Below are 26,919 nucleotides of genomic sequence, written 5' to 3' on the forward strand. Positions count from 1 at the left end.
CACGTTCTGGCAGTTAACCAGCCGACTTGCGAGAGGACCACCACTGTAGAAGTACTGCGGGCCCGCAGACGGACACGCCCTGTTCACCCGGCCGGCGGAGGCGCCCCCGACACTGACCATCGGCCGGCGCGCCACTGCGAAATCCCGACCTGATCTTCACAAATTCTTAAGCAGCTTGCGCGCAGCCTCGATATACAGCGCGGTAAAGGATGGCAGGAGTGCCAGGCTGGAAGACTCGGGCTCGACGCTTTCCCACCAGGTGGACGGACAAGCGCTGAGTCAGGCGAGGGCTTGAAAAGAAGGATGTGATTGTTCTGCCCTGTTCATTGGCGTAGTGCTAGCAGAGTATTCAATTGGACATTCAATCGGTTCCAGGTCGCTCGCCGACCTATCTGGTCACCGCCATCGGTTCGTTATGCGCCGAGGCGGTCATCCAGTCGCTGCGCCGTGTCCCCAGGGCCCGAGTGGCGGGCATCAACTCACTTCCTCGGGAGTGGACAGCCACTTCATCCCTGCTGGATGCCTTCCACCGCGTTCCGCCAGCCAGGGACGTCCCCGCCTATATCGCCAGCGTGCTGGACATCTGCCGGTTGGAGCAGGTGACCCACGTGCTGCCGCTGATCGACCTGGAGGTCGATGCGTTCACCCTTCACCGACAGGAGTTTTCCGCTCAAGGCGTCACCCTGTGCATGGCTCCCGCCGAAACCGTCCGCATCAGCCGGGACAAATGGCTGGTCTATGACACCTTCCGGGATCATCCGGTCATCCACCCGATCCCGACCTGGAAGCTGGAGGACCCCGAGGTGGACGACCTGCCATTCCCGCTGCACGCCAAGCCGCGTGACGGCCGAAGCAGCGAAGGACTGGCGCGCATCCTCGATGCGGATGACCTGGCCTACCTGAGAAAGAAGTTGAAAAGCCGACCCTATGTCGTGCAGCCCCTGCTGGATGGCGATGTCCACGTTGTGGACATTGTCCGCCGACGGGCTACGGGACAATGGGCCGGCATGGCGCGCAAGGAGCTGGTACGAACCTCCAACGGTGCGGGCGTGACCGTCAGGATGCTCGACGAACCGGCACTGCTTGATGCCGCTTCACAGGTGGCGGTGGCGCTGGATCTGGACGGCTGCATCAATATCGAGTTCCTCGTAGGCGGGGACTGGCCGCTGGTGATGGACATCAACCCACGCTTTTCCGGCGGCGTCGCGTTCAGTCATCTTTCCGGCTACGACATGGTGGCCAATCACTTGCGCTGCTTCTCGGCAGAGCCACTCGATCCGCCTGTGATCCCGGCACCGGCCATCCATGCACGAAGTTACATGGAAACCACCTTTGCCATGCCTGACGACCTTAATCGGCCGTCATTGCTGGCGAGCTGAGAGTGGTGGTGGTCGGTAGGGCGCTGCGGCCGGGCATCATGCGATACCCGAATCCTGCAACGACGCCACACGCTTGCCCAGTGGCGTCCGGCCAAAGCCATCGGCGGCCAGGGTCTGCTGCGCAGGCTCCGCGGAGCGCTCGCGCATACCCAGGGGCGTTCTGCTGAAACCGTCCTCAGCAAGGGTTTGCTGTGCCGGCACATCCGAATCCACACGCATGCCCAGCGGAGTACGACTGAAGCCCTCTTCAGCCAGCTGCGGTGCCACGCTCTTGTCGGCCGAGGGCGTCAGTTGGAAGCATGTGGCGCCGTGAGCACAGCTGGCTTCGGCAGCAGCATTCGCGTGCACTGCAATGCCAGCCAGCGAGAAGGCGACGGCGGTTACGAAGGTCTTCAGATTTTTCATGGCATCGATCCTCAAGGGGTAAGGGAACAGCTCATCTGAGTGGTACGCAACGCACCGGAGAATCCTGAGGTGCGTGCCATACCGCCGAGCTGTTGGAGCTCATTAAGAGCCCTCGGGGTATCTGCACCATGTCGAAAACAGCCGCCGCCATCTCCACGAATGTCGGGGCGGCCGCCAGATACAATGGAATACAGAAGGGCCGCGAGAGAGGCTGCGATAAGCGAGCGTCGTCGTTCGAGGTCGAAACCGATGCCTCCACCGAAACGGCCGACAGCGGCCTGTCGCGGACAGCATCGAGATCCCGGCATCCTTTTAAAATCGTCGTGTAACGGCTAGCCTCGCCGTCCGGTTCGGACTGGTCCGCCGATACCTATCAAGGAAATCCGATGCCACTCTCTTTGCAGTTCGAACAGGTCGACGTTTTTGCCGAACAGCGCCACGAAGGTAATGCGCTGGCCGTGGTGGTGGGTGCCGACGAGCTGAGCACCGAGCAGATGCAGGCGTTTGCCCGGTGGACGCAACTGAGCGAAACCACCTTTCTGCTGAGGCCTCGAACTCCGGAAGCGCACTACCGCGTGCGCATCTTTACCCCGCTGCGGGAGCTGCCCTTTGCCGGCCACCCGACGCTGGGTAGCTGCAAGGTGTGGCTGGATCAGCAGGGCAACCCCGAGTTAGTCGAGATAATTCAGGAATGCCCGGCGGGCCTGATTCGTGTCCGCCGCCGGGGTACGCAACTGGCTTTCTCCGCCCCGCCGCTCCTGCGCAGCGGGCCGTTGGATGCCTTGACGCTAAAACGCATCGAGCAAGGTCTCGGCCTCACTGCAGCGCAGATCCGCGCCAGCCAGTGGGTCGACAACGGTCCCGGTTGGGCGGGCGTGTTGCTCACCAGTCGCGATGAGGTGCTGGGGATCAGGCCCGATTACGCCGCACTGCAGGGGCTGAATGTTGGTGTCATTGCCCCGTGGGAAGGTCCTGCGGCGGAAGCCGATGTGGAGGTCAGAGCCTTCATGGGCGAGGAATGCAACGAGGACCCCGTCACCGGCAGTCTCAATGCCGGCCTGGCTCAATGGCTGATCGGCACGGGCACCTTCAGCGACCGCTACAGCGTGAGCCAGGGCACCGCCCTCGGACGTCGGGGGCGCCTGCAGATCGAAAGCACCGGCGGGATCCTCTGGGTAGGTGGAGCGGTACAGCGCTGTATTTCCGGCAGGGTTCTCTTCTAAAAGCGGGCTACGCTCCTCCAGTCGACATCTGGAGAGTCCACGATGATCCGCTCCCTGCTGACCGCATCCTTGCTGCTCCTGAGTGTTCCGGCCCACGCCGACGTGGCGGCCTTCCCCTCCACCTTTCAAACCCAGGACATCACCGTAGACGGCGCGATCATCCACGTCCGCGTCGGTGGCAGCGGGCCGGCGGTGGTGCTGCTGCATGGTTTCGGCGATACCGGTGACATGTGGGCGCCGCTGGCCGCGAACCTGGCCAAGGACCACACCGTCGTGGTGCCGGACCTACGCGGTATGGGCCTGTCATCGATCCCCGCCGGCGGCTACGACAAAAAAACCCAGGCTGGCGACATCCGCGCGGTGCTGGCTTCGCTGGGCATCGAGCATTCGGTGGTGGTCGGCCATGACATCGGCACCATGGTCGCCTACGCCTATGCGGCGCGCTATCCGCAGCAAACCGAGCGCCTGGTGGTGATGGACGCTCCGCTGCCCGGCATCCCGCCGTGGAATGACATCGTCCGTTTGCCAATGCTCTGGCACTTCGACTTCGGCGGCCCCGACATGGAACGACTGGTATCGGGGCGCGAACGCATCTACCTGGATCGCTTCTGGAACGAGTTCGCCGGCGACCCACGCAGGTCGACGAAGCCACCCGGCAGCATTACGCCAAGCTCTACGCCCGCCCCGGCGCTATGCATGCGGCCTTCTCCCAGTTCCGCAGCATTCGCCAGGATGCCGTGGACAACGAGGCGTCGAACAAGACGCGCCTGACGATGCCGGTGCTCGCCGTCGGCGGTGAGAAATCCTTCGGTGCCAACGAAGCCATCGTCATGCGCAATGCCGCCGACAACGTCACCGAAGTGGTGGTGCCGGGGGCGGGTCACTGGCTGATGGAAGAGGCGCCTGCGCAGACGATCCAGGCGATTCGAGATTTTATTTCGCCTTGAGGGACAGTCCATCGGGGAGCGGGTTTCAGCCGCCTGAAGCCTCGTTCCAATGGAGCTTAACTGCGCCCAACTCCGTCAAATCACCACAAAAACCTCACTGCCGTCTGTCACAAAATTCCTACAAGCAGGTTGACCATCAAAACCTGCGCCTCTAGTTTCCTACTCTTCTTTCGTCGGGGTGCGCTGCGCTCGGGCGATCACAACGGCAAAGGAATGTCCGATATGTTCAAGCCCCTCAGGCCCTGGCTGCCTGCCGTGCTGCTTTGCAGCCCTCTCGCCGCGCAAGCGGAAGGTCCCTCTGGCGATTTCTGGCTGATTCATCAGCAGGGCAGCCTCTACAAGAACGAAATCTTCGTCATCGATGGCGACCCCGCCAACATCTACGACCGCAAGAACGGCGTGCGCTCGCTGGGCGTCTATCAGTTCTACGAGGAAGGCGCCAAGCCGACCTTCACCGCCTATGACGTGGAGGTCGACTGCGCGAAGAACCGCGTACGCCTCAACGGCGCGCAGAACTACGACAAGTTCTACAACGACATCCGCCAGAAGAAGGTTTCCAAGGAGTGGCAGAAAAAGCCTGAGGCCTGGATCGCCCAGAGCCGTGACTTCCTCTGCAAGCCGGACGCCCACGTGGAGCAGAAGATGTATCCGCTGGGCAAGATGCCCACTGCGCAGTTGGTCTCGGCCGCTCCCGGCCTGTTCCAGCTGCGCAACCGCGAGCACGCCAAGAACCTGATCCTGGAAATGGTCGACAAGGGCTTCGAGCAGATGCCCGTCAAGAACGCACCGGCCAAGGAGGGCGTGCAATGAAAGGACTACTCGCACTGGGAATGATCGCCATCCTGCTCGGCGGCTGTTCCGCCATTCCCACCCTGCCCGAGGCGCAGGCCCGCAGTTACTGGAAGGGCCGTCCAGCCGGCGACGCCATCGATCATTTCGGCGCGCCCAGCGATATCGGCCTTGCGCCGGAGAACGACTGGGTCGTGCTGATCTATCGCCGCGACACCTCCTACGTCTCCCGTGAAGCGCTCGGCACCTACACCGGCCCGCAGAACGGCCAGTTGGTGCACACCGAATACTGGGGCGATGTCGTCCACTCGGCCAGCTGCGAAATCCGAGTCGCCATCAACCGCGCCCGGCAAGTGGACTACCTGCTGACCCGCGGCAACTGCGGCGGTATCGCACTGAAACCGGAAGCCTGAGCCCTGGCCCCTCTCAAAGACGAGACAAAACCATGCCCAACCTGAACTACCTGGCGAAAGCCGTCTTTCCCCTGCTCGGCCTCCTGACCGTCGCCTCGCAGGCCTCTGCCGAAGAGGTGAAAGTGACGGAGCTGCTGCGCAGCGGCTATGACGTGAAGGCGGCCTACGTGGCGCCGGGCCGGATCACCCAGATCCACTTCCTGATCCTGCAGAAGGGCTCGTCGGTCTATCAGTGCGCTACCTATGAGAACGGCGCGCCCCTGCAGCGCTACTACAACTACTCCAACACCTACTCCTGTTCGGCGGTCGGGGATTGGGTCCTGCAGAACGGGGCCATGCCCAACGCCGGACAGTGACCCTGACAAGGTCAGCATCAGCGATGCTGACCAAGCTTCCCCTTCCAAGGATATCCATGAAACTGCGTTTGCTACCCGCCAGCCTGCTGCTCGCCTGCGCCCTTTCCCACGCTGCCGAACAGCCGGCAATCCCCAAGCCCCTCGAAGAGCAGGTCAGCCGCCTGGTGGAGCTGTACAAAGACAGCTTCGCCACCGGCTACCCCGAAGCCACCCATGTGCAGACCCTGAAGACCGCCCCGGACAGCGAGATCATCCTGGCGGTGTTCACCATCGAAGGCTTCGACATGGGCAACAACTACAATCAATATCTCGCGGTCTTTTCCGCCACACCGAATGAAGAAGGCCAGGAGCATTACAGCCTGCTGGACTCGATGCAGATCGGCGGCGGTGGCTGGCGTTCGATCGAGAAGCTGGTCGCCCGGCTCGTCGCCGACCCGACAGGCAAGCGCACCCTGATCGACATTCCGGTGATGGAAAACGGCGAGGACGACGGGCCGAACTTCCCTAGCCGCGCCGGCGTGATCCACCTGGCCCTGGAAGGCGCTCAGACGCCCCGGATAGTGGAGCAGAACTGAGACCGTCGCCCCCATCCTTCAGCGAGCGGCTGCACATTCATTCATCAGATAGGTCACCAACTGCCGTGCATGGGACGACAGCGCGTCCCAGTCGGCGACGCAGATGCGCAGCTCACGGGTGGCCCAGGCATCGGCGAGAGGCACCACCGCCGTCGGCAGCTCCTGAGCCATGCGCGTGGCGGCTGCCTCCGGGAGCATTGCCACGCCCACCCGCTGGGCGACCAGTTGCGCAATGGCATCGAAACTCGGCGCACGCACCCGCACCTTGAGCGGCATGGCATTGCGCACCGCCATCGCCTCGACGAAACGCTGCATGGCGCGCTCGGCCGGCAGGCATACGAAGGGGTAGCTCAGCGCATCGCGCAGACTCGGCAGGTGCTGGCTGGCCAGCGGGTGATCCTGCGGCACCAGCAGCACCAGCTTGTCGTTGCGGAACGGTAGCGACAGCAGGCCCGCGGTGGGCAAATTGCCGTCGTAGACACCGATGTCGATCTGCCCTTCCTGCACGGCACGCAGCACATCCTTGCTGTTCTGCTCGATCAGTTGCAGGTCCACCTCGGGGTAGTCCGCCAGGAAAGGCCCCAGCGCGGTCGGCAGGAAGGTACTGTTGGCCACCGTCGAAGCCGCCAGGCGCAGGGTGATGCGGCGCTCTCCGCTCAGCTCCTGCAGGGTATCCCGGAGCTGCCGGGCCTCCTTCAGTACGCGCTGGCCCGCCTCCAGCACCAAGCGGCCGGTCGGCGTGAGGGTCATGCCGTCGCTGTGTCGGACAAACAGCGAGAGCCCGCAGCGCTCCTCGAACAGGCGCAGGCGGTTGCTTGCCGCCGACACCGCCACCGGGACCGACGCCGCCGCCTTGCTCAGGCTGCCGGTGCTGGCGATGGCCGCGATCAGGCGCAGATCGGCCAGGTCGAAATGCATGAAGCGTTCTCCAAATACGAAAGCTATGTTCGCCAAGTTGGGATTCTAGCGATATAGCCTTCTCTCTAGAATAAAGCCTTCTCCTGCCTTGCCCCCGTGCCTCCGTGAATAGCCCAACTTCCTTCTACCAGCGCAGCCTGCGCAACGGCGTGTTCTTCGCCGTGCTGTCCGCCACCGGTTTCAGTCTCAAGGCGGTCTTCGTGAAGCTCTCCTACGCTGCCGCTCCGGTGGATGCGGTGACGGTGCTGGCCATCCGCATGGGCTTGGCGCTGCCGCTGTTCCTCTGGCTGATCTGGCTGAGCCGCAGCCCGGAACAAGCTCGCCTGACGCTGGCCGATGGCGTGCGCATCCTGCTGCTCGGGTTGTTCGGCTACTACCTCTCCAGCCTGTTCGACTTCTATGGCCTGGAGTACATCAGCGCCGGGCTGGAGCGGCTGATTCTGTTCACCTACCCGACCCTGGTACTACTCCTGCAGATGGCCGTGAACCGGGAGCGCCCCGACTCCCGCACCCTGGTGGCCATGGGCTTGTGCTACCTGGGGCTGGGCATCGCGCTGGTGCACGACATCCGCGTGGAAGGAGGCCATGGACAGACCCTGCTGGGCGCACTCTGGGTGTTCGCCAGTGCCGTGACCTATGCCCTCTACTACATGGGCACGGCCGCCGTGGTGCGGCGCGTGGGCTCGATGCGACTGGCCGGGCTGGCCGGCGGCGCTTCATCGGTGATGGTGCTGATCCACTACGCGGTGAGCGGCAACGTGCAGCAACTGGCGTCACTGCCCGGCGCGGTGTGGGTCCACGGCTCGCTGATGGCACTGATTTCCACCGTGCTGCCGATCTACTGGATGGCGCTGGCAATCCAGCGTATGGGCGCGACCCACGCAGCCGCGTTCGGCAACCTGGGCCCGGTGTTGACCGTGTTCGCCTCTTGGGCGCTGCTGGGCGAGGCGATCACGGTCTACCAGATCGCCGGCCTGGCGCTGGTGCTGTTCGGGGTTTCGCGGTTGTCCGGGGCCAAGGCAGCCCCTCAGCCTGCGCCGAGCAGCAGGCTGAGGATTGCAAAGCCGTGAGCTGACAGCTGCACTCAGGTGTTGCGCCAAGGATCAGCCCGACGGCAAGCGCTTGCGGGTTCATACGTACCCGATCCTCATGTTGATGGGCCAACTGACCGGATGCGTTACGGCAGCGTCGCCCCAGCGGTTGGCCATGTCGGCGGCGAAGTCATGTAGCAGGTCTTCACGTCCGCCCTCGCAGGCGCTGCGCACCGCCGACCAGGTGGAGACGTAGCCGAGGAATTCCTCGAGGTTCCACGCCAGGCGAATGGCGATTTCTGGCCCTGGAAATTCGCTGAAAGGGAAATCGAGGGTGGCGTAGCCGCTGTCCACCAGCTTGCGTTCGGCAGGCCAGAAAGGGCCGATCTCCTTCCAGTAGAACTGCTCGAAACGCTCGCCCAGCGTGCCTTCCAGGCGCAACACGCCATAGCTGATCAGCGCCAGGATCGCGTTGGGTCCGGCGACTCGCCGCACCTCGGCGTAGAACCTCGGCAGGTCGAACCAATGCGCGGCCTGCGCGGCGGTGATCAGGCTGGCGCTGCGGCTGAGCAGCGGGAGTTCTTCGGCCGGGGCGCAGGCATAGTTGACGTTCTCTTGCAGCGCCGCATGGGCGATCTGATCCGCACTGGGATCGAGGCCGACCACGGAACTGAAGTGCTCCGCCAGTTGCCGTGTCAGCTGGCCGCTTCCGCAACCGACGTCGACCGCAAGCGCCCGGTCGGGTGCCATTGAAGCCAGGTAGGCGGCCAGCTCCGCCGGGTACTCGGGACGGAAACGTGCATAGGCCTGCCCGCCCTGGTCGAACCAGTTGCGCAGGTCGGCGGACGGGGAATTCATGATTGGCGTCTCCTGTCCTGACGGTTGTGTGACATGAATGTACTGGGCAAACCTGCGTTCAGACCAGAGCCACCCCGACCGATGCAGGGCTTGCGCCCTGCCCGACCACATTACGCGGTCAGACCTGAGCCATGCCGCCGTCGACGAAGAGTTCGATGCCGTTGATGAAGCTGGCCGACTCCGAGGCCAGGAAAGCCACCGCCTTGCCGATCTCCCGCGGCTCGCCCAGGCGGCCCAGCGGCACTTGGCTGGCCAGCGCGTCGAACAGGCCCTGGCGCGCCTCATCAGGCACCAGGCCACCGAGGCCGGGCGTGCGCACCGGGCCGGGGCTGACGACGTTGACGCGGATGCCACGGTCCTTGAGATCCAGCGCCCAGGAGCGGGCGAAGTTGCGCACGGCGGCCTTGCTCGCGCTGTAGACGCTGAAGTTGGCGGTGCCCTGGATCGAGGTGGTGGACGAGGTGAGGATTACCGACGCGCCGTCGGTCAGCAGCGGCAGCGCCTTCTGCACGGTGAACAGCACGCCGCGCACGTTGGTGCCGAAGATGCGGTCGAAGTGCTCCTCGGTGATCGCGCCCAGCGGCAGCATGTCACCGCCGCCGGCATTGGCGAAGAGGATGTCCAGGCGGCCGGCGGTTTTCGCGATCTGCGCGTACACCGCATCGAGGTCGGCGAGCACCGAAGCGTCGGCGCGGATCGCCGTGGCGGCCGGGCCGATGGCTTGCACGGCAGCGTCCAGTTCAGCCTGGCGGCGGCCGGTGATGAATACCCGGGCGCCTTGCGCGGCGAGTTCCTGTGCGGCGCCGAGGCCAATGCCGGTGCTGCCGCCAGTGACCAGTGCAACTTTACCAGTGAGGGACTTGTTCATGATGAGCTCCTGAGATTTCCGGGTCGAGGGTTCTGCCTCAAAGCCTGCGTCTGACGCGGCTTTGCGGTAAGGCATGGCGTTACTCTAGGGCTCGGTGATTGATGGAAAAAGCACATACAATGGAATGACTATCCACAGCCATGGATAATCAGACGATCCTCGGAGGAATACCCATGGATCAGCTCCAAGCCATCCGCGCCTTCGCCCGCGTGGTGGAGGCCGGCAACTTCACCCGCGCCGCCGACTCACTGGACATGCCCAACGCCACCCTGAGCAAGCTGGTGCAGGAGCTGGAGGCGCACCTGGGCGTGCGCCTGCTGCAGCGCACCACGCGGCGCGTCACGGTGACGCCGGAAGGCCAGGACTACTACGCCAAGGCCACCCGCGTGCTGCGCGACCTGGAGGACATCGACTCGACCTTCAACGTCGCCCGCAGCAGGCCACGCGGCCACCTGCGCATCGACGTCGGCGGCTCCACTGCGCGGGATGTGCTCTTGCCGCTGCTGCCGGACTTTCTCGCGCGCTATCCGGACATCCGCATCGACCTGGGCGTGTCCGACCGCTCGGTGGACCTGATCAGTGACAACGTCGATTGCGTGATCCGCGGCGGCGCGCTGGACGCCTCTTCGCTGGTGGCGCGCGGCATCGGCCACGCGACCATGATCACTTGCGCCTCACCCGAATACCTGCGCCACAACGGCGTCCCCGCCTACCCGGAGGAACTGCGCAACGGCCATCGGCTGGTCAGCTACCTGTCGCCGCAGAACGGCCGGGCGGTGCCCTTCCGCTTCGAGCGCGACGGCGAACGCAGCGAACTGAAGCTCGAGCACCGCATCGGCGTCAACGAGAGCAACGCGCACCTGGCCGCCTGCGTGGCCGGCCTGGGCATCATCCAGACCTTCACCTACGCCGCTGGCGCCGCCCTGCGCGACGGTACGCTGGTGGAAATCCTCGCGGACTGGCGCCCGGCGCCCTACCCCTTCCACGCCGTCTACCCGCACAACCGCTACGTCACGCACCGCTTGCGGGTATTCATCGACTGGCTGGTGGAGTGCTTCCCGGCGAAGGTCGCCGGCTGATTCCTCAGGGCTGTCTGTCAGCCAGCGACTCGAGCAGCTCGGCCGAAGGCACGAAGAACAGGCTGCCGGTCACCGCCCGGCTGTAGTCCAGCAGGCGGTCGTAATTGCCGGCAGGGCGGCCGACGAACATGTTCTCCAGCATCTCCTCCACCGGCGCCGGCGAGCGCGCGTAGCCGATGAAGTAGGTGCCGAACTCCCCCGCGCCGGGCCGGCCGAAGGGCATATTGTCGCGCAGTATCTTCACCTCCTGGCCGTCCTTCTCCAGGGTGGTCAGCGAACTGTGCGAACAGCTCGGCTTCACGTCGTCACCCAGTTCGATGTCGGCCAGCTTGGTGCGGCCGATGATGCGCTCCTGGGCTTCGGTGGAGAGCTGGTTCCAGCCGGTCATGTCATGCAGGTACTTCTGCACCAGCACGTAACTGCCGCCGGCAAAGTCCGCGTCCTCGTCGCCGATCAGGGTGAAGTGCGGGACCTCGCGGCCTTCCGGGTTCTCGGTGCCGTCGACGAAGCCGATGATGCTGCGCATGTCGAAGTAGCGGAAACCCTGAACCTCGTCGACCACCGTGACCGCATCACCCAGGCGCGCCATGAGTTGCGTCGCCAGCTCGAAGCACAGGTCCATCTGCTCCGCGCGGATGTGCAGCAGCAGGTCGCCCGGCGTGGACACCACGACCCGCTCGCCGCTGCCGATCTCGCGGAAGGCATGCAGGGATGCCGGGCGCGGAGCGCCGAACAGCGCATCCCACGCCGCCGAGCCGAAGCCCACCACACACGACAGGTTGCCCGTCGGCACACGCTTGCCGACCGAGCGCACCAGCGCGGAAACGTCCTCGCATAACGCGCGGACCGGGCTCCAATCCTTACCAGGAGTCAAGGTGGCGACCAGGAAGATCGCGCTGCGAGTGATGGGGCTGTCCACTGCCTGGGGTGCCGGGGATTCGTTGAGCATGTCGTCCATTCGCCGCCATTGAGGTTGGGGGATGAGATTAGCAAAGCAGCTCGTCTTCGAGCATGACGAAGTCCGGGGAAATTGATCACGGACGGTGACTGCTACTACGAGGCCTTCGGCTTGATCGAATACAACCCCGCCAGCAGGATCAGCAACGCGCCGACGACGGTCCAGAGGGTCGGCGTCTCACCGAAGACGATGAGGCCGATCAGCGTGGCGAAGGCCAGCAGCGAGTAGTTGAACGGCTGCAGCGTCGAGGCCTGGGCGTACTTCAGCGCCTGGATCAGCAGCAGCTGGGCGATCACCCCAGAGACGGCGACGATCGACATCAGCAGCGCCTCGTGGGGCGTCGGCGTGACCCAGGCAGGAAGCCCGGTGGAGGTAGACGCCACGGCGCCGACCACGGCCATGTACAGCGTGGTGGTGGCGAAGGAATCTGTCTGGCTGATGCGCCGCGAGAGGATGTTGAAGAAGGCGAAGGTCAGCGCCGCCGCCAACGGGATCAGCGCCGCGGGCTCGAACACGCCCATGCCGGGGCGCAGGATCAGCAGCGTACCGCCAAACCCCACCGCCGCCGCCAACCATTGCCGACCGACCATCCGCTCACCGAGGAACAGCCGCGCCAGGCCCAGCGTCATCAGCGGGAACACCGCGTAGAGCGCGTGGGTCTCGGCCAGTCCGAGATAGCGCAGGGCCAGGCCGAAGATGGCGATCTCGCCTACGCCCAGCAATGCGCGGACCACCTGCTGCCTGGGACTGGCGCTGCGGCTGGCCGCGCGCACGCCGCCCTGGGAGCGACAGACGATGAGCGCGAACAGCACGAACACCCAGTAGCGCACCATCACCAGTTCGGCCACCGGCAAGTGGCGGACCAGCACCTTGGTGATGCCATCCTGGCAGGCGAAGATGAGCATCGACAGCAGGCACAGGGCGATGCCGAGGCGCGAGTGGCTGGCGACGGCCAGCGCGGTGGCCGTGGTCTTGCTGGTCATGGAGGAATGCTCGCGGGCAGTGGCGCCTCGCTGCGGGCGCCTCCCGCGCTTGTGCCGGAGTGTCCGGGGCGCGGTCAAGCCAGGCGACGCTGGCAAGCACGCCGATGTCGCCCGCAAGCTGCCGGTACTTCAATCCGGCGCGGCTTCCCTCTACAGTCTGGCGACCCGCTCAAGGCGACAACGGTGATCCATGGACAGGTTTCAGGAAATGACAGTGCTGCTGGCCGTGGCCGAAGCCGGCAGCTTTGCCGCTGGCGCGAAGCAGGTGGGCCTGTCGCCACCCAGCGTGACACGCGCCATCGCTGCGCTGGAGCAACGCCTGGGCACCCTGCTGCTGGCCCGCAGCACCCGCAGCGTGCGCCTGACCGAAGCCGGCCAGCGCTACGTCGAAGACTGCCGGCGCATTCTCCAGGAGCTGGAAGAAGCCGAGGAGCTGGCCTCCGGCAGCGCCCTGCGCCCGCGCGGCAATCTGACAGTGACTGCCCCGGTGCTGTTCGGCGAGCTGTACCTGATCCCGCTGATCGCCAGCTACCTGGACGCCCACGCCGAGGTGACGGTCAACGCACTGCTGCTGGATCGCATCGTGAACATGCTCGACGAGGGCGTCGACGTCGCCCTGCGCATCGGCCAATTGCCCGAAGGCAGCCTGACCGCGTTGAAGGTCGGCGAAATCCGCCCGGTGGTCTGCGCCTCGCCCGCCTTCCTCGACCGCCACGAACGACCGCAACATCCCAACGACCTGCTGGGCGCGCCGGTGGTGATGGCGACCACCAGCGTGCTGCTGACCGACTGGCAGTTCCTCACCGCGGACGGTCCGCTGACCCTGCGCCCGCCCTCGCGCTTCGCGGTCAGCTCGAACAACGCGGCGATCCACGCGGCGCGGCTGGGCTGGGGCTTTACCCGCGTGCTGTCGTATCAGGCGGCCGAGGCCGTGGCCCGCGGCGAGCTGGAAATCGTCCTCGCCGATTTCTCAACGGCGCCGCTGCCGATCCACCTGCTCTACCAGGACAGTGCAAGGTTGCCGGCGAAGGTGCGCAGCTTCGTCGCCCATTGCGCGGAGCGCCTGCGCGCCGACCCGGCCCTGCAAGCCGCACAGCCGTGAGCCGCTACCGGGAGATGCAGGCGTTCGACGCCGTGGCGAGCTGCGGCAGCCTTGCCGCGGGCGCGCGCGAGCTGCGGCTGTCCACCGCGACGGTGATGCGCCTGGTCGCCGCGCTGGAATCGCGCCTGCAGTGCCAGCTGCTGGAACGCGGCCCGCGCGGCATCTCCTTGAGCGCCAGCGGCGAAGCCTTCGCCGCCAGCTGCCGGCAGATTCTCCAGGGCATCGACGAGGCGGAAGGCTCGCTCGACGGCCTGCAGGCGCATCCGGCCGGGCAACTGGACATCACGCTGCCGCTGCTGATGGCCGACCGCATCTTCGCGCCCATCGCCCTGGACTACCTGGCGGCCTTCCCCGACGTGCACCTGCGCAGCCGCCACCGGGAGGACCTGCCGCGCCTGCTGGAAGACGGCATCGACGTGGCGCTGGTGATAGGCACACTGCCCGACTCCTCCGGTTTCGCCCTGACGGTGGGCACGGTGCGGCCGGTGATCTGCGCATCGCCCGACTATCTCGCCCGGTACGGCGTGCCGCAGGCGCCGGAAGACCTCAAGGCGCATTGCATCATCGTTTCCGGCAGCCAGGGCGCAGTCAGCGAATGGCGCTTCCGCCATCAGGACGCAGCGCGTTCGGTGCGCCTGTCCCCGCGCCTGTCCTGCAGCACCACTCATGCGGCGATCCGCGCTGCCAGCCTGGGCCTCGGGCTGACCCGCTGCATGAGCCACGAGGCGCACGCCGAGCTGAGCAGCGGACGTCTGCAGGTGGTATTGCAGGACTACGCCGCGCCGGGGCTGCCGGTGCAACTGATCTACCGCGAAGGCCGCCGCGCGGCGGCGCGGGTACGCACCTTCCTCGATTTCGTGGTGCCGCGCTTGCGGGCGCATCCGGCGTTGCGCGGTTAATTCGCGGCGTTCTGCGCGGTTCGCGAGCACGGGCTAGGTGCCCCCCTCGCTCCAACAGGCTTGCTCCGCTGTTTCCCTGCAGGAGCGAGCTTGCTCGCGAACCGCACGGCACCACTGGCAGCAAATGCCCCGCTCCAACTCGCCGCTCCATTCTTCCGCATTCTGAAACGCTGGATTGCCCGCCCTGGCGATTCTGCGCGCCGGCCATCGGGCGCAGCATTCACCCATCAGCCCGAGCGAGCCCCCCTATCGACTCGCGCTGCGTACCCACTCAAGCCAAGGAGTCACCGTCATGTCCCACACCATCAAACTCTTCCGCCATCCGCTGTCCGGCCACGCTCACCGTGTCGAGCTGATGCTCTCGCTGCTGCAACTGCCCGCCGAGCTGATCTCCGTGGACCTCGCCAAGGGCGCGCACAAGCACCCGGACTTCGTCGCCCTGAACCCCTTCGGCCAGGTGCCGGTGATCGACGATGAAGGCGTCATCGTCGCCGACTCCAACGCCATCCTGGTCTACCTGGCGAAGAAGTACGGCAATGGCCGCTGGCTGCCGGAAGACCCGGTTGGCGCTGCCCGCGTGCAGCGCTGGCTGTCGGTGGCCGCCGGGCAGGTCGCCTTCGGTCCCGCCGCCGCCCGGCTGGTCACGGTGTTCGGCGCCGCCTTCAACCCCGAGGAAGTGATCACCCGCGCCCACACGCTGTTCCAGGTGATGGAACGCGAACTGGCCAAGACGCCCTTCCTCGCCGGCAGCGAGGCGACCATCGCCGATGTGTCGAACTACTCCTACATTTCCCATGCGCCGGAGGGCAACGTCTCCCTGCAGGACTACCCCAACCTGCTCGCCTGGCTGGCCCGCGTGGAAGCCCTGCCGCACTTCGTGCCGATGCAGCGCACCGCCATCGGCCTGCAAGCCTGATGCAACCCTCGCTGCCGGGGTAACCCGGCAGCCCCTTCGTCGCGAGGTGCCCGTCATGTTCCAGTTGCCCAAACACCGTACCTCCCCCTGGCACGCCGGCGAGAAGGCAATCCAGGAGCGTGTCGGCGTCGCCGAGCGCATGGAAGTCCATGGCCAGAAAGTCATTCGCGACTACATGCCCGACCAGCATCGCGAGTTCTATCACCAGTTGCCCTTCATCATCGCCGGCGCCGTGGATGACCAGGGCCGGCCCTGGGCAACCCTGCTCGAAGGCGCGGAAGGCTTCGTCACCTCGCCGGACCCGCAAAGCCTGCTGCTCGACAGCGTGTCCGACAGCCAGGACCCAGCTGCCAGCGGCCTGCAGGCCGGCCACGCGATTGGCCTGCTGGGCATCGAGCTGCACACCCGCCGGCGCAACCGCATGAACGGCGTCCTCCGCGAAGTGGACGGTGGCCTGCTGACGGTGGGCGTCGAGCAATCCTTCGGCAACTGCCCGCAGTACATCCAGAAACGCGAGTGGAGCCGCGACGAGCAGCGCTACAGCCAGCGTGCCCCGCGCGAGGACTTCATTGAATTGAACGAGGAGTTGGCGACGATCATCCGCAGCGCCGACACCTTCTTCGTCGCCAGCTACGTGCAGCACGAGGACGGCGAGCGCTCGGTGGATGTCTCCCACCGCGGCGGCCGCCCCGGCTTCGTCCGGGTCACCGGCAACCGCCTGACCATCCCCGACTATGCCGGCAACCTGCACTTCAACACCCTCGGCAACCTGCAAGCCAACCCGCAGGCCGGGTTGCTGTTCGTCGATTTCACCAGTGGCGACGTGCTGCAGGTTCACGGGCGCACCGACATCCTCTTCGATAGCCCGTTGCTGACGGCCTTCGAAGGTGCCGAACGCCTGTGGACCCTGGACGTGCAGCACGTGGTGCTGCGCCGCAGCGCCCTGGCACTGCGCTGGAACTTCCGCGAGTACTCGCCCACCAGCCTGATGACTGGCACCTGGGCCGAGGCCGAAGTCAAGCTGCAGGAACGCGAGCAGCGCCAGCAGTGGCAGGACTGGCAGGTGCTGCGCGTGGAGCCGGAAAGCGAGGACATCCGCTCGTTCTACCTGCAACCGCCCGCCGGCTCCGCCGTGAGTTTCGCGCCGGGCCAGCACCTGCCCGTGCGCCTGGTGGCCGGCGACCAGGCGCTGATCCGCACCTACAGCCTTTCCAGCGCTCCGTCGGACGGCGAGCTGCGCATCAGCGTGAAGGCCCAGGGCCCGGCGTCCCGCCATCTGCATGAGCAGATCGGTGTGGGCGATCGCCTGCAGGTCCGCGCGCCCATGGGCAGCTTCACCCTCAAGGGCGACAGCGCGCGGCCGGTAGTGCTGATCGGCGCAGGCGTGGGCATCACCCCGCTGCTGTCGATGCTGCGCGAACTGGCGGCCGGCCCGGCGCGGCGCGTGCATCTGTTCCAGTCCGCGCGGACGCTGGGCCAGCTGCCGTTCCAGCGTGAAATCGCCGAACTGCGCCAGCGCGCGCCGCACCTGAAAATCCATCGGGCGCTCAGCCGCCCCGAACAGACAGCCGAAATGGGCCGCGACTTCGAACAGATCGGGCGTCTGGATATCGAGGCGATCAAGGCGCAACTGCCGCTGGACGATTACGACTTCTACGTCTGCGGCCCCGGCGAATTCACCCAGGCGATCTATGACGGCCTGCGCGGGCTGAACATCATCGACGCACGCATCCATGCCGAAACCTTCGGCCCCTCGACGCTCAAGCGCCGGGGCGACGGCCAGGCACCGGCGCTGGTGCAGCCGCCCGCAGCCACCGAACCGGTGCCGGTGTACTTCGCCGGCTCAGCCAAGGAGGCGCGCTGGAAGCCCGAGAGCGGCAGCCTGCTGGAACTGGCCGAGTCCCGTGGCCTGGCACCCGATTTCAGCTGCCGCGGCGGCTCCTGCGGTACCTGCAAGACCAAGATTGTCAGCGGCCAGGTGCACTACCCCAATCCGCCGGCGGAACTGCCCGAAACCGGCAGCGTACTGATCTGCTGCGCCATTCCGGCGCAGGACGACGGCGGCGTGCAACCGCTGGTGCTGGACCTCTAGGGAGGCGAATCGATCATGAACGCACTGACTGCATTCGAGAGCGGAAGCGCGCGCTTCCCGCGTTGGGACGAGGAAGTCGTCGAATCGGCCGCGCCGGGTCTCTGCGGGCCGAACGAGGCGGAAGTGGGTTTCCTGCTGCCGCAACTGCTCTCGACGCCGGGCTGCCCGTCGCGCTCGCGCGCCATGGAGCTCGGTACGACGCTGATCCGCTGGCTGAAAGGCCCTCCTACGAAAATCATTCCAACCAGACCCTGAAGTGAGCGCTAGCTTTGTTCGCGAGCAGGGACTAGACGTCCCCCTAGCTCCTACGAAAAGCCCTGTTCTATTCGTCCTCCCGCGCCGGAATCCACCATTCCTCGCCACGTACCGTGCGGATGTACTCCGGCCAGCGGAAGCGGTGCGGGACCTTGAAGTCCTTCGGCAGCAGCGGCGCCTGCCAGTGTTCGCCGCCAATACCGCCGCCGGTGCGCTGGTTGAATTCGCGGGTCGCCTCGGCCAGCAGGCCGGCATCGGTGAACAGCTCGATGAGGGTGCTGCCGATGGTCTTGGCGGCCACGTCGATCATCGGGTCGATGGTCTCGCGGATGCCGCCCAGGGCATTGGACACCCAGTCCGGGTAGGTGAAGCCGGCGGGCGCACTGAGCATCGGCCGGGCCACGTAGAGACGCACGGTCGGGCAGTGCCAGGTGTATTCGGGGTAGTCGTCGGAGGTCAGGTATTTCTGCCAGGCCGGCATCTGCAAGCGCATCTGCCGCTCGCATTCCTGGGGTTCGATCAGTGCCTGGGTAGCCGGAAGAAAGGGTTCGTCCATGGGTTCCAGGCCGAGGTTCACCTGGATTTCCCGCGCCACGGCGATGGCCTGCTCGCCCCAGCTCGGCGCGCCGATGGCGGCGAGGTTGTCGTAGCAGGCCTGGGCCAACGCATGGTTGGCCAGCCCACCACGGGATTTGCACACCCAGGTTTTCTTCCACTGACAGCCGGTGGCCATGGCCGCGGCGGCGGCGTTGTTGTCCATCACCGTGGAGATGGTCTCGGCCTGCTCGATGGAGTCGCAGCGCAGCAGGTACTGGATCTGCGAGATGTGCGGCGGCAGGTTGTCGGCGGTGGCTTGTCCGGCAGTAAGGATGGCTTCGTTGAAACTCCATAGCCCAGTGAATGGCAGCGTCGAGCGGCGCAGGCTCTCGTTCAGCGTGTAGAAGTGCACCAGCGCATCGTTAGCGCCGGGCGCGCGGGCGGCCAGGTGGTTCTGCGGGATCGGGCTGTAGCGGTCGGCGGCGATCCAGTTCTGCGGGTCTTCGCAGGTGAAGGTGTAGATGTACGAGTAGGCGATGCCGCAGTGGGTATCCCAAGTGGTGGTGTTGTTCAGCGGCAGCATGTAGGTGGGGTGGAAACTGACGGCGGCGTCGAGGTCGTCGTAGTAGCCCTTGGCGGCATGCACGGGTTTGGAGGCGCGCAGCTTTTCCGCCGGTTCGCCGAAGAACTTGATGGTGCCCTCGATGCCGAATTCCTGCATTGCAGCCTTGGCCGCCAGCACCCCGCCCAGGGCGCTGATACCCAACGCAGAGTGCGGGTCGGTGTGGCCCGGCGCGTACTTGGACAGGCCATCGCGTGGCATCGGCCTGGTCGCCGCCGCCTGGCAGTTGCCGGGCACCGCGTCGTATTCGGCGTAGCTGGCGAGGATCGGTCCGTCTCCATTACTGAAGGTCGCGACGAAGGCAGTGGGCATGCCGCCGCTGCCCTCTTCCACCGTGAAGCCTTCCTGGCGCAGCAGTTCCACGTACCAGGCGCAGGACTTGTATTCGCGGAACGCCGGCTCGGCGAAATGCCAGATCACCTGGTGCCAGTCGGACAACTGCTGGCGGTGTTCGTCGATCCACTGCTGGACGTAGGCCTTGAATTTCGACATGGCGGCTTCCTCATCGTTGCCTGTTGTTGTTGTCGTGTGGCCTAGTATTGGTGAAGCGAAATCTGCAACAAGCGCAGGTTTTCGCCACCCTATGTCCGGTTAGTTTCACCAATGGAGTAGCGAGCGCCCCATGCACTTTCCCTCGATGACTGCCCTGCGGGCGCTGGACGCCGTGGCCCGGCTGGGCAGCGTGTCCGCCGCCGCGACGGAGCTGAACCTGACCCGCAGCGCGGTCAGCCACCGCATCGCCACGCTGGAGGAACGCCTGGGCTTCGCGCTCACCGAGCGCACCGGACGCGGTATTCGCCTGACCTATCGGGGGGAAAGGTATGCGCGCGACGTGCGGCGCATCCTCGCGGAGGTGCAACTGGCCGGCAGCAGCTTCGACGAGAAGCAGGTCAGTGGCCCGTTGTGCGTGAGCTGCAACCCCGGCTTCGCTACCTACTGGCTGTGCCAGCACCTGGGTGACTTCCTCGCGCAGTACCCGAAGGTGCAATTGCACGTGGTGACGCCGCGCGTGCCGCAGGACACCAGCGCCAGCGACGCCGACCTGTTCATCGCCTACGGCAGCGGCGACTGGCCGAACCAGACGGTCGAGCAACTGGTGGCGCTGCACTTCTTCCCGGTCTGCAGCCCGCGTCTGATCCACTCGCGCGGCGGCCTGCAGCAGCCGGCGGACCTGGCCCACTACACGCTGCTGCACATGAATGATTTCGCCGACTGGCGCCTGTGGCTGGGCGCGGTGGGCGCCAGCGCCATCGATCACCGCTCCGGCGTGCTGTTCGCCGACGCGCCCTGCACTATCGCCGCGTGCATAGCCGCCCAAGGCGTAGCCATCGGCGACAACCTGCTCAGCGGCGACGCCCTTGCCCGCGGCCTGCTGGTGCGCCCGTTCGACATCACCATCCAGTCCAGCCGCGGTTACTTCCTGGTGACCGACCCGGTGAAGGCCGAGCGCGCGGTGGTGAAGGCCTTCAGCCAATGGCTGAAGGCCCGTGTCGTCGCCACCACGCAGAGCGCCAGCGACCTCAGCCGGCCGCCCCTGGAGATTACCCACGAGGCGGAACGAGAGAGCTGAGCGGTCAAGCGATGCGGCGCAGCCCTTTGCGCGCCTTGGCGGAGCGGGTGTAGCGGAACAGGTCCTTGGGGTCGTTGTCCTCTTCCTCGCCCCAGGGCACCAGGTCGATCCGCTCGCCGAGGCCCAGGCGGCTGGCCTGCTCGTTTACGTAGCGCAGCACGGAATAGTCCTCGAGGGCGAAGCCGACCGAGTCGAAGATGGTCACCTGCTCGGCGCTGTCGCGCCCCGCGAGCTGTCCGGTCAGCACACGCCACAGGTCGGTCACCGGGAAGTCCGCCGGCATCTGCTGGATCTCGCCCTCGACCCGTGATTGCGGCTCGTACTCGACGAACACTTTGCCGGCGCGCAGGACGTCGGCATGCAGCTCGGTCTTGCCCGGGCAGTCGCCGCCCACGCCGTTGATGTGCATGCCCGGCTCGATCATCTCCGGGGTGAGGATGGTCGCATAGGCCTTGTCGGCGGTCACCGTGGTGACGATGTCGGCGCCGCGTACCGCTTCGGCGGTGGAGCCGGCGCGGATGATCTTCAGGTCGGGGACGTCCGACAGGTTGCGGATCAGCTTCGCGGTGGCCCGCGGATCGATGTCGTAGACAGCGATTTCCTCGATGCCCAAGTGGTGATGGAAGGCCAGCGCCTGGAACTCGCTTTGCGCACCATTGCCGATCAGCGCCATGCGTCGTGAATCCGGGCGGGCCAGCGCGCGGGCGGCCATCAGCGAGGTGGCGCAGGTGCGCAGCGCGGTGGCCACAGTCAGCTCGGAGAGCAGCACCGGGTAGCCCGTCTCGACGTCGGCCAGCACACCGAAGGCCATGACGGTGAATAGCCCGCGCTGGGTGTTCTGTGGGTGGCCGTTGACGTACTTGAAGGCATAGCGGGCGGTGTCGGACACCGGCATCAGTTCGATGACACCGATCTCGGAATGGTTGGCAACACGGGCGGATTTATCGAAGGACTCCCAGCGCACGAAGTCCTGGGCAATGGTGTCGGCGAGTTCGCCGATGAAGCGGGCGACACCGATCTGCTGAACCAGCTGGGACATCGTGGGGACGTCGACGAAGCGAGTCATGGTGGGACCTCCGGTTCTTGTCATTAGAGAATTGTGATTGGACGTGCTCGCCCGCTCCGCCGTGTCTCGAACCGCGGGCACAACTCAGTCGCAGAGGCCCTGGAACAGGTCTGCACGTCAGGAGCGGGCAACAGGATTCTCCCACCGGCCAGGGGGAAAACCCGGCTGTAATCGAGTGCTTCGCCGGCCGATCCGGCTGTATTGGAGGGCAGCAACAGCCGATTCGGCTGTGTGTCACGCAGCCGTCTACGCGGCGATATCGCGGGAGAAAAACAGAGGAAACAGCGCTAGCTGAGCGACTCCTTGATGGTCGTCAGCTCGGGGTGGGCAACCAGCTTGTCGATGTGCAGGCTCTCGTCGTTCAGCCAGGTTTCGGTGAGTGCGCGGTAGTGTTCCATATCGCGGCAGCGCATGCGCACGCTGTAGTCGAACGTGCCGCTGATCAGCTGGCAGTGCAGCACTTCCGGGCAGGCAACTACCCGCGCCTCGAAGGCCTTCTGCGCGGTGCGGCCACTCTGGTTGGACAGCGCGACCAGTACCAGCAGCGACAGGCCCGAGGCGATCTTCTGTTCGTCGATGACGGCGCCGTAGCCGCGGATGATGCCGTGCCGCTCCAGCTTGCGGACGCGCTCCTGGCAGGGGCGCGGGGTGAGGTGGACCAACGCGGACAGTTTGCCGTAGGTGATGCGCCCCTGGTGACGGAGGATGCGGATGATCTCCTCGTCGATGCGGTCCAGGGTGAAGGGCGTGGTGCTGTCCTGATCTTTCCTGCTCATGCTGTTTCGCGCTAGCTCATCGGTGTTGGCGGCGTCCCTGCACCGCCCGATCTTTATGGGGCACGCCCCGCCGTCTGTCAAAGCGCGCCGTGCCGTCTGCGACAGCACGGCGCACCCGGTCAGATTTCCCGCGCCAGCTCGCTGCCGTTGCCGCGACGGCTGAGCACCGCGAGGTACACCAGGCCGATGGCGATCCAGCCTGCACCCAGCTCCTGCGCCTCACGGCTCATGCTGAACAGCACGTAGGCGATGATCACCAGGCCCACCAGCGGGAACACCAGGTGGCGCAGCACCTGGCCGCTCTTCTGGCGGATGAAGTAATGATTGATCACCGCCAGATGCAGCAGGCAGAAGCCGGTCAGCGCGCCGAAATTGACCAGCGAGGTGAGCACGTCCGGCGAGTCGAGGAAGTAGATGCCAATGCCCAGCGACAGCACGCCAACGAGGTACAGGCTGATGTGCGGGGTCTGGTACTTCGGGTGCACCCTGGCCAGCACGCGCGGCAGCTTGCCGTCGCGGGCCATGGAGTACAGCAGGCGCGAGACGGCGGCTTGGGAAGTGATCGACACGGTCACGCCCCAGGCCAGCGCGGTGGACACCGCCGTCAGCGTGGACAGCCAGCTGCCACCGGCCGCTTCGGCGATCTCGTAGAAGGCGGTGTCCGCCGACTTGAAGGTCATGCCGGCAGCCAGGTCGGTGGCCAGCCAGGTTTGCACGATGAAGATGGCGCCCATGACGAACAGCGCGATCAGCGAGGCGCGACCGATCTGCTTGGCGGGGTCGCCCTTGACCTCTTCGGCGAGGGTGGAGATCGCATCGAAGCCGAGGAACGACAACACCGCGATGGACACCGCCTTCATCACCAGGCCGAGGTTGAAATGCTCCGACTGCAGCAGCGGCTCCAGCGTCAGCCGGCCATTGCCCAGGCCGCCTTCCAGCGCGTGGTAACCCACCGCCAGGAAGATCGCCAGCACCACCAGTTCGGCGATCAGGAACAGCAGGTTGAAGCGCGCCGCCAGGGTAATGCCGCGCAGGTTGATGAGCGTGGCGGACACCAGGAAGATCAGCATGAACACCAGCTTGGGGATCGCCGGGAACAGGTGGTTCAGCGCCAGCGCGCTGAACACGTAGAGCAGCGGCGGGATCAGCAGGTAGTCCAGCAGCAGGACCCAGCCGGCAATGAAACCGACATTGGGATGGATACCGCGCTGGGCATAGGAGTACACGGAACCGGCGATGGGAAACGCGCGGGACATCGCGCCATAGCTGAGCGCGGTGAAGAGCATCGCCACCATGCCCACCAGGTAGGCCATGGGCACCATGCCGTGGGCGTCGGCATGGACCCAGCCGTACACGCCGAAGGGGGCGATCGGGATCATGAAGATCATCCCGTAGATCACCAGGTCGCCGAGCGTCAGGCTGCGGCGGAGTTGTTGCTTGTATCCGAACTGTTCGATGGCCACGGGGCACTTCCTCTGGGAACGGCAGCTTTTAGGGTTCGGCGCTCATGCGCTGAATTGTTGTTGTTTTCAGAACCTGCCCGGCCAGTCGAACGAGGCGAGCCGGGTTGGGGTCCTCAGAGCCAGGGAGCCAGGCGTGTCGCCCAGGCTTCCACCCCTTGCGGGGTCCGCAGTCCGTCATTGCGGATTTCGATCAGCACGGCGTCCACGCCGCGCTCGTCGCCATGCACCGGGACCGTCATGTCCTCCAGCGGGTCGATCACATAGGGTTGATTGGCGCCGATTTCCTCCCCGCTCTGGCGCAGCCCGGCAACCATGCGCTGGGCATAGACTTCGGCTTTTGCGTAGAGCACCCCGGCGACCCATGGGCGTGGCTCGCCGCGATAGCGCGGGGTGAAGCTGTGTACGCCGACCAGTCGAGTCGGCCGGTCGGCCGCCAGGCGCTCGTCGAGCAGCGCGCTCAATTGCCGGTGGAAGGGTTCGAACAGGCTCCCCATCCTCTCCTGCCGGGCCGCCGCGCTCAGGTTGCGGTTGCCGGGGATCGGGTAGATCTCGCTGTGTTCGGGAATCAGGTCCGGCGCCGATAGAGGTCGGTTGAGGTCGATCAGCAGGCGCGAGTAGTTGGCCACCAGCAGCGTGGCGTCCAGGCGCGCCGACAGCTCGCGGGCCAGGTCCAGCGCGCCGATGTCCCAGGCGATGTGCTCGGCGGCGGCTGCATCGTCCAGGCCCAGCTGCGCCAGTTCCTCGGGGATGTAGCGGCTGGCGTGCTCGCAGACCAGCAGCACCGGGCTCTCGCCCTGGGGATTGACGATCTCGAATGGCGGACGCCGGTAGAAGCCGGATTCAGTAGAACTTTGCATAGGATTCACAGAGTTGTTCTTCGCTGAGTTCACGGGTCAGGGCCTGCTCCTGGCGCTTCATGGAAACGTAGGTCTGCAGCAGCGCCGGCGGCAGCTGGGCGCACAGTTCGGTATCGGCGAGCACCAGGCGCTGGGCCTCCTCCAGCGAACCCGGCAGCGATTTGATCCCCAGCTCCTCGCGCTGGGCATCGCTGAGGCTGTGCGGATCGACGTCGGTGACCGCCGACAGCGGCAGCTCCTGCTGCATGCCCAAGCGCCCGGCGATCAGCACGGCGGCCATGGCCAGGTGCGGGCTGGCGGTGGCGTCCATGGGGCGGAATTCCAGGTTGAACTGGCGCGCCTTGGGCTTGCCGCCGATCTCCACCACCGGGCAGATGCGCAGTGCGGCTTCGCGGTTGCGCAGACCCAGGCAGGCGTAGGCGGCACTCCAGTGGTGCGGCTTGAGCCGCAGGTAGGACACCGCCGTTGGCGCGGTGAGCGCGCACAGCGCCGGCAGGTGGCGCAGCACGCCGGCAGCCCAGTGCTCGGCGAGCTTCGACAGGTTGGTCGGCGCGGCTTCGTCGTAGAACACCGGGGTACCGTCCAGGCGTTGCAGGCTCAGGTGCAGGTGCACACCGTTGGTGACGGCGCCGGGCGCCAGCAGCGGCGTGAACGTGCTGCGCCAGCCGAACTGGCGGGCGATCTCGCGGGTGACTTCGCGGACGTTCACCGCACGGTCGGCGGCGGCAACGCCCTGGGTCGGCCGGCAGGTGACTTCGTACTGGTTGCGGCCGTACTCGGGCAGGAACATTTCCGGCTCGGCGCCGATCTGTTCCAGCGCGCTCATCAGCCAGCCGCCGAAGTTGCCGGTCTGCCGCTGGGCTTGCAGGGAGAAAGCGGCGGCGTGCTCGTCCGCCAGGCCCAGCAGGTTGAATTCGTGTTCGAAGGCGGCGGTGACTTGCAGATCCAGCTCCCGGTAACGGGCGATCTCTTCGCGCAGCAGAGTGCGCGGGCACACCGGCCAGGGCGCGCCGGCGGTGGTCACCAAGTCGCCGTGCAGGTAATCCAGCGGCGCGGCCTGGGCGTCCGGGCCATTTTCAAGACGCACCCGGCTGCTCGGGTCGGGCAGCAGGCGCAAGTCGCCGTGGCTGCCCCAGGGATTGTCGTCGGCGATGATGTCCTGGGGCGTCAGCGCGCTGTTGGCGGGCACCCAGCCACAACCAGTGACGAGCTGCTCGGCGACTTCCGATTCGGGAAGCGAGCGGCCACGGGTGATGCCGCAGAGGTCGGTGGTGACGAAGCTGGTCAGGCGCATCGGAGCGGGATTGTTATTGTTCTGACTCATGACGTTCTCCCGGCCTCAGGCCAGCGCGGCGATGCGGGCCAGCACGCTGTCGGTGTCGGCGATCCAGCAGTAGCCCTTGATCGCTTCCAGACAGGCCTGGTGGCGTTCGGCGGTGTGGGTGGCGCAGGCGTCCTCGACCAGGGTGACGAGGTAGCCACGGTCGGCGGCGTCGCGCACGGCCATGTCCACGCACTGGTCCGTGACCACGCCGCAGATGATCAGGTTGCGGGTATTCAGGTTGCGCAGCACGTAGTCGATGGCGGTGGAGTTGAAAACGCCCGAGGACGTCTTCGGCAACACGATCTCGTTCTCCCGCGGCGCCAGGGCGTCGATCACCTGCGCGTCCGGGCTGCCCTTGGGCAGGTGCATGTCGGAGAGCTTGTGGTCCAGCGAGCGGTCACGGCCATCGGCGGTGAGGCTCTCGATGATGGTGTGCAGCACCTCCCCGCCCACCTCGCGCATGGCCGCCAGCAGGCGCTGCTGGTTGGGTATCACGCTCGCCTCGACGCGCTCGTAGAAGTAGCGGTGCGTCGTCGGATCGACGTGGGCATCGCGACCGGGGATGACCCAGGCGTTCTGCATGTCGACGAACAGGATGGCGGTCTGGCCGGGGGTGAACGGAAGGTCACGGGGCGATGGGTGGGGCAAGCTGAACACG

The 26,919-nt window shown here is 66.0% G+C and carries 27 protein-coding genes and 1 pseudogene; 15 read left to right on the forward strand and 13 right to left on the reverse strand.

Annotation, left to right across the window (positions count from 1 at the left end):
* Positions 1-353 precede the first annotated feature (353 nt).
* Positions 354-1,379 carry an ATP-grasp domain-containing protein gene (locus tag IB274_RS26435; RefSeq protein ID WP_225615046.1) on the forward strand — a complete coding sequence of 342 codons (1,026 nt, stop codon included), beginning with the start codon at positions 354-356 and terminating at the stop codon, positions 1,377-1,379.
* A 36-nt stretch (positions 1,380-1,415) separates the two neighbouring features.
* Here IB274_RS26435 and IB274_RS26440 read toward each other — a convergent pair whose 3' ends face one another.
* The gene (locus IB274_RS26440) at positions 1,416-1,784 is read right to left on the reverse strand and encodes a hypothetical protein (RefSeq protein ID WP_192435758.1); all 369 of its coding nucleotides are present in this window, start codon (positions 1,782-1,784) and stop codon (positions 1,416-1,418) included.
* A gap of 386 nt (positions 1,785-2,170) precedes the next feature.
* Here IB274_RS26440 and IB274_RS26445 point away from each other — a divergent pair, with 386 nt between their 5' ends.
* The 6 genes and pseudogenes from IB274_RS26445 to IB274_RS26470 all read left to right on the forward strand — a co-directional run bounded on the left by IB274_RS26445 (position 2,171) and on the right by IB274_RS26470 (position 6,087).
* Positions 2,171-3,007 carry a PhzF family phenazine biosynthesis protein gene (locus IB274_RS26445; RefSeq protein WP_192435759.1) on the forward strand — a complete coding sequence of 279 codons (837 nt, stop codon included), beginning with the start codon at positions 2,171-2,173 and terminating at the stop codon, positions 3,005-3,007.
* A gap of 42 nt (positions 3,008-3,049) precedes the next feature.
* Positions 3,050-3,954, forward strand: a pseudogene (locus IB274_RS26450) (alpha/beta fold hydrolase).
* A 222-nt stretch (positions 3,955-4,176) separates the two neighbouring features.
* Positions 4,177-4,764 (forward strand): hypothetical protein, encoded by a 588-nt coding sequence (locus tag IB274_RS26455; RefSeq protein WP_192435760.1) that lies wholly within the window; start codon positions 4,177-4,179, stop codon positions 4,762-4,764.
* Positions 4,761-5,156 carry a hypothetical protein gene (locus IB274_RS26460; protein WP_045214467.1) on the forward strand — a complete coding sequence of 132 codons (396 nt, stop codon included), beginning with the start codon at positions 4,761-4,763 and terminating at the stop codon, positions 5,154-5,156. The genes IB274_RS26455 and IB274_RS26460 overlap by 4 nt, the downstream gene beginning before the upstream one ends.
* 32 nt (positions 5,157-5,188) lie before the next feature.
* Positions 5,189-5,512 (forward strand): hypothetical protein, encoded by a 324-nt coding sequence (locus tag IB274_RS26465; RefSeq protein ID WP_192435761.1) that lies wholly within the window; start codon positions 5,189-5,191, stop codon positions 5,510-5,512.
* A gap of 56 nt (positions 5,513-5,568) precedes the next feature.
* A complete protein-coding gene (locus IB274_RS26470; RefSeq protein ID WP_192435762.1) occupies positions 5,569-6,087 on the forward strand; it encodes a hypothetical protein in 519 nt (172 codons plus the stop codon).
* An 18-nt stretch (positions 6,088-6,105) separates the two neighbouring features.
* Here IB274_RS26470 and IB274_RS26475 read toward each other — a convergent pair whose 3' ends face one another.
* Positions 6,106-7,005, reverse strand: coding sequence for a LysR family transcriptional regulator (locus IB274_RS26475; RefSeq protein WP_192435763.1), 900 nt, complete (start codon positions 7,003-7,005; stop codon positions 6,106-6,108).
* Between the two features lie 104 nt (positions 7,006-7,109).
* On the opposite strand from IB274_RS26475, the gene IB274_RS26480 reads away from it, so the two are divergent.
* Positions 7,110-8,075: a DMT family transporter gene (locus IB274_RS26480; protein ID WP_192435764.1), complete on the forward strand. Its 966-nt coding sequence runs from the start codon at positions 7,110-7,112 to the stop codon at positions 8,073-8,075.
* A 60-nt stretch (positions 8,076-8,135) separates the two neighbouring features.
* Here the strand turns inward: IB274_RS26480 and IB274_RS26485 are convergent, their stop codons facing one another.
* A complete protein-coding gene (locus IB274_RS26485) occupies positions 8,136-8,894 on the reverse strand; it encodes a class I SAM-dependent methyltransferase (RefSeq protein ID WP_192435765.1) in 759 nt (252 codons plus the stop codon).
* A gap of 118 nt (positions 8,895-9,012) precedes the next feature.
* Complete coding sequence (locus tag IB274_RS26490; protein ID WP_192435766.1) at positions 9,013-9,762, reverse strand: SDR family NAD(P)-dependent oxidoreductase; 750 nt, start codon at positions 9,760-9,762, stop codon at positions 9,013-9,015.
* A 173-nt stretch (positions 9,763-9,935) separates the two neighbouring features.
* Here IB274_RS26490 and IB274_RS26495 point away from each other — a divergent pair, with 173 nt between their 5' ends.
* The gene (locus IB274_RS26495) at positions 9,936-10,841 is read left to right on the forward strand and encodes a LysR family transcriptional regulator (protein ID WP_192435767.1); all 906 of its coding nucleotides are present in this window, start codon (positions 9,936-9,938) and stop codon (positions 10,839-10,841) included.
* A 4-nt stretch (positions 10,842-10,845) separates the two neighbouring features.
* On the opposite strand, the gene IB274_RS26500 is transcribed toward IB274_RS26495, so the two are convergent.
* Complete coding sequence (locus IB274_RS26500) at positions 10,846-11,790, reverse strand: Dyp-type peroxidase (RefSeq protein WP_192435768.1); 945 nt, start codon at positions 11,788-11,790, stop codon at positions 10,846-10,848.
* 104 nt (positions 11,791-11,894) lie between these two features.
* On the reverse strand, positions 11,895-12,782 hold the full coding sequence (locus IB274_RS26505) for a DMT family transporter (protein ID WP_192435769.1): 888 nt from the start codon (positions 12,780-12,782) through the stop codon (positions 11,895-11,897).
* Positions 12,783-12,972: 190 nt separating this feature from the next.
* Here IB274_RS26505 and IB274_RS26510 point away from each other — a divergent pair, with 190 nt between their 5' ends.
* From IB274_RS26510 to IB274_RS26530, 5 genes are all read left to right on the forward strand, one after another.
* Positions 12,973-13,884, forward strand: a complete 912-nt coding sequence (locus IB274_RS26510) for a LysR family transcriptional regulator (protein WP_192435770.1) — start codon at positions 12,973-12,975, stop codon at positions 13,882-13,884.
* Complete coding sequence (locus IB274_RS26515; protein WP_192435771.1) at positions 13,881-14,783, forward strand: LysR family transcriptional regulator; 903 nt, start codon at positions 13,881-13,883, stop codon at positions 14,781-14,783. The genes IB274_RS26510 and IB274_RS26515 overlap by 4 nt, the downstream gene beginning before the upstream one ends.
* A gap of 292 nt (positions 14,784-15,075) precedes the next feature.
* Positions 15,076-15,699 (forward strand): glutathione S-transferase family protein, encoded by a 624-nt coding sequence (locus IB274_RS26520; protein ID WP_192435772.1) that lies wholly within the window; start codon positions 15,076-15,078, stop codon positions 15,697-15,699.
* A 55-nt stretch (positions 15,700-15,754) separates the two neighbouring features.
* Positions 15,755-17,791 carry a pyridoxamine 5'-phosphate oxidase family protein gene (locus IB274_RS26525; protein WP_192435773.1) on the forward strand — a complete coding sequence of 679 codons (2,037 nt, stop codon included), beginning with the start codon at positions 15,755-15,757 and terminating at the stop codon, positions 17,789-17,791.
* Positions 17,792-17,806: 15 nt separating this feature from the next.
* A complete protein-coding gene (locus IB274_RS26530) occupies positions 17,807-18,046 on the forward strand; it encodes a hypothetical protein (protein WP_192435774.1) in 240 nt (79 codons plus the stop codon).
* Positions 18,047-18,113: 67 nt separating this feature from the next.
* Here the strand turns inward: IB274_RS26530 and IB274_RS26535 are convergent, their stop codons facing one another.
* Positions 18,114-19,697 carry an amidohydrolase gene (locus IB274_RS26535; RefSeq protein WP_192435775.1) on the reverse strand — a complete coding sequence of 528 codons (1,584 nt, stop codon included), beginning with the start codon at positions 19,695-19,697 and terminating at the stop codon, positions 18,114-18,116.
* A 130-nt stretch (positions 19,698-19,827) separates the two neighbouring features.
* Between IB274_RS26535 and IB274_RS26540 the strand changes: the two genes are divergently transcribed.
* Positions 19,828-20,775, forward strand: a complete 948-nt coding sequence (locus tag IB274_RS26540; protein WP_192435776.1) for a LysR substrate-binding domain-containing protein — start codon at positions 19,828-19,830, stop codon at positions 20,773-20,775.
* Positions 20,776-20,779: 4 nt separating this feature from the next.
* Here IB274_RS26540 and IB274_RS26545 read toward each other — a convergent pair whose 3' ends face one another.
* The 6 genes from IB274_RS26545 to IB274_RS26570 form a co-directional block, all read right to left on the reverse strand.
* A complete protein-coding gene (locus tag IB274_RS26545) occupies positions 20,780-21,841 on the reverse strand; it encodes an ornithine cyclodeaminase (protein WP_192435777.1) in 1,062 nt (353 codons plus the stop codon).
* A 287-nt stretch (positions 21,842-22,128) separates the two neighbouring features.
* Positions 22,129-22,617: an Lrp/AsnC family transcriptional regulator gene (locus tag IB274_RS26550; protein ID WP_192435778.1), complete on the reverse strand. Its 489-nt coding sequence runs from the start codon at positions 22,615-22,617 to the stop codon at positions 22,129-22,131.
* Between the two features lie 119 nt (positions 22,618-22,736).
* Complete coding sequence (locus tag IB274_RS26555) at positions 22,737-24,080, reverse strand: APC family permease (protein ID WP_192435779.1); 1,344 nt, start codon at positions 24,078-24,080, stop codon at positions 22,737-22,739.
* Between the two features lie 113 nt (positions 24,081-24,193).
* Positions 24,194-24,937 (reverse strand): N-formylglutamate amidohydrolase, encoded by a 744-nt coding sequence (locus tag IB274_RS26560; RefSeq protein WP_192435780.1) that lies wholly within the window; start codon positions 24,935-24,937, stop codon positions 24,194-24,196.
* Positions 24,921-26,261, reverse strand: coding sequence for a glutamine synthetase family protein (locus tag IB274_RS26565; RefSeq protein ID WP_192435781.1), 1,341 nt, complete (start codon positions 26,259-26,261; stop codon positions 24,921-24,923). The genes IB274_RS26560 and IB274_RS26565 overlap by 17 nt, the downstream gene beginning before the upstream one ends.
* Positions 26,262-26,276: 15 nt before the next feature.
* Positions 26,277-26,918 (reverse strand): isochorismatase family cysteine hydrolase, encoded by a 642-nt coding sequence (locus IB274_RS26570; RefSeq protein ID WP_192435782.1) that lies wholly within the window; start codon positions 26,916-26,918, stop codon positions 26,277-26,279.
* Position 26,919: the final 1 nt, after the last annotated feature.

The organism is Pseudomonas sp. PDM18 (assembly GCF_014852585.1).
Lineage (GTDB): Bacteria > Pseudomonadota > Gammaproteobacteria > Pseudomonadales > Pseudomonadaceae > Pseudomonas.

Coding starts and splice junctions, on each gene's coding strand:
- IB274_RS26440 (WP_192435758.1), bottom strand. CDS start 1,784: ATGAAAAATCTGAAGACCTTCGTAACCGCCGTCGCCTTCTCGCTGGCT.
- IB274_RS26445 (WP_192435759.1), top strand. CDS start 2,171: ATGCCACTCTCTTTGCAGTTCGAACAGGTCGACGTTTTTGCCGAACAG.
- IB274_RS26455 (WP_192435760.1), top strand. CDS start 4,177: ATGTTCAAGCCCCTCAGGCCCTGGCTGCCTGCCGTGCTGCTTTGCAGC.
- IB274_RS26460 (WP_045214467.1), top strand. CDS start 4,761: ATGAAAGGACTACTCGCACTGGGAATGATCGCCATCCTGCTCGGCGGC.
- IB274_RS26465 (WP_192435761.1), top strand. CDS start 5,189: ATGCCCAACCTGAACTACCTGGCGAAAGCCGTCTTTCCCCTGCTCGGC.
- IB274_RS26470 (WP_192435762.1), top strand. CDS start 5,569: ATGAAACTGCGTTTGCTACCCGCCAGCCTGCTGCTCGCCTGCGCCCTT.
- IB274_RS26475 (WP_192435763.1), bottom strand. CDS start 7,005: ATGCATTTCGACCTGGCCGATCTGCGCCTGATCGCGGCCATCGCCAGC.
- IB274_RS26485 (WP_192435765.1), bottom strand. CDS start 8,894: ATGAATTCCCCGTCCGCCGACCTGCGCAACTGGTTCGACCAGGGCGGG.
- IB274_RS26490 (WP_192435766.1), bottom strand. CDS start 9,762: ATGAACAAGTCCCTCACTGGTAAAGTTGCACTGGTCACTGGCGGCAGC.
- IB274_RS26495 (WP_192435767.1), top strand. CDS start 9,936: ATGGATCAGCTCCAAGCCATCCGCGCCTTCGCCCGCGTGGTGGAGGCC.
- IB274_RS26500 (WP_192435768.1), bottom strand. CDS start 11,790: ATGCTCAACGAATCCCCGGCACCCCAGGCAGTGGACAGCCCCATCACT.
- IB274_RS26505 (WP_192435769.1), bottom strand. CDS start 12,782: ATGACCAGCAAGACCACGGCCACCGCGCTGGCCGTCGCCAGCCACTCG.
- IB274_RS26510 (WP_192435770.1), top strand. CDS start 12,973: ATGGACAGGTTTCAGGAAATGACAGTGCTGCTGGCCGTGGCCGAAGCC.
- IB274_RS26520 (WP_192435772.1), top strand. CDS start 15,076: ATGTCCCACACCATCAAACTCTTCCGCCATCCGCTGTCCGGCCACGCT.
- IB274_RS26525 (WP_192435773.1), top strand. CDS start 15,755: ATGTTCCAGTTGCCCAAACACCGTACCTCCCCCTGGCACGCCGGCGAG.
- IB274_RS26530 (WP_192435774.1), top strand. CDS start 17,807: ATGAACGCACTGACTGCATTCGAGAGCGGAAGCGCGCGCTTCCCGCGT.
- IB274_RS26535 (WP_192435775.1), bottom strand. CDS start 19,697: ATGTCGAAATTCAAGGCCTACGTCCAGCAGTGGATCGACGAACACCGC.
- IB274_RS26540 (WP_192435776.1), top strand. CDS start 19,828: ATGCACTTTCCCTCGATGACTGCCCTGCGGGCGCTGGACGCCGTGGCC.
- IB274_RS26545 (WP_192435777.1), bottom strand. CDS start 21,841: ATGACTCGCTTCGTCGACGTCCCCACGATGTCCCAGCTGGTTCAGCAG.
- IB274_RS26550 (WP_192435778.1), bottom strand. CDS start 22,617: ATGAGCAGGAAAGATCAGGACAGCACCACGCCCTTCACCCTGGACCGC.
- IB274_RS26560 (WP_192435780.1), bottom strand. CDS start 24,937: ATGCAAAGTTCTACTGAATCCGGCTTCTACCGGCGTCCGCCATTCGAG.
- IB274_RS26565 (WP_192435781.1), bottom strand. CDS start 26,261: ATGAGTCAGAACAATAACAATCCCGCTCCGATGCGCCTGACCAGCTTC.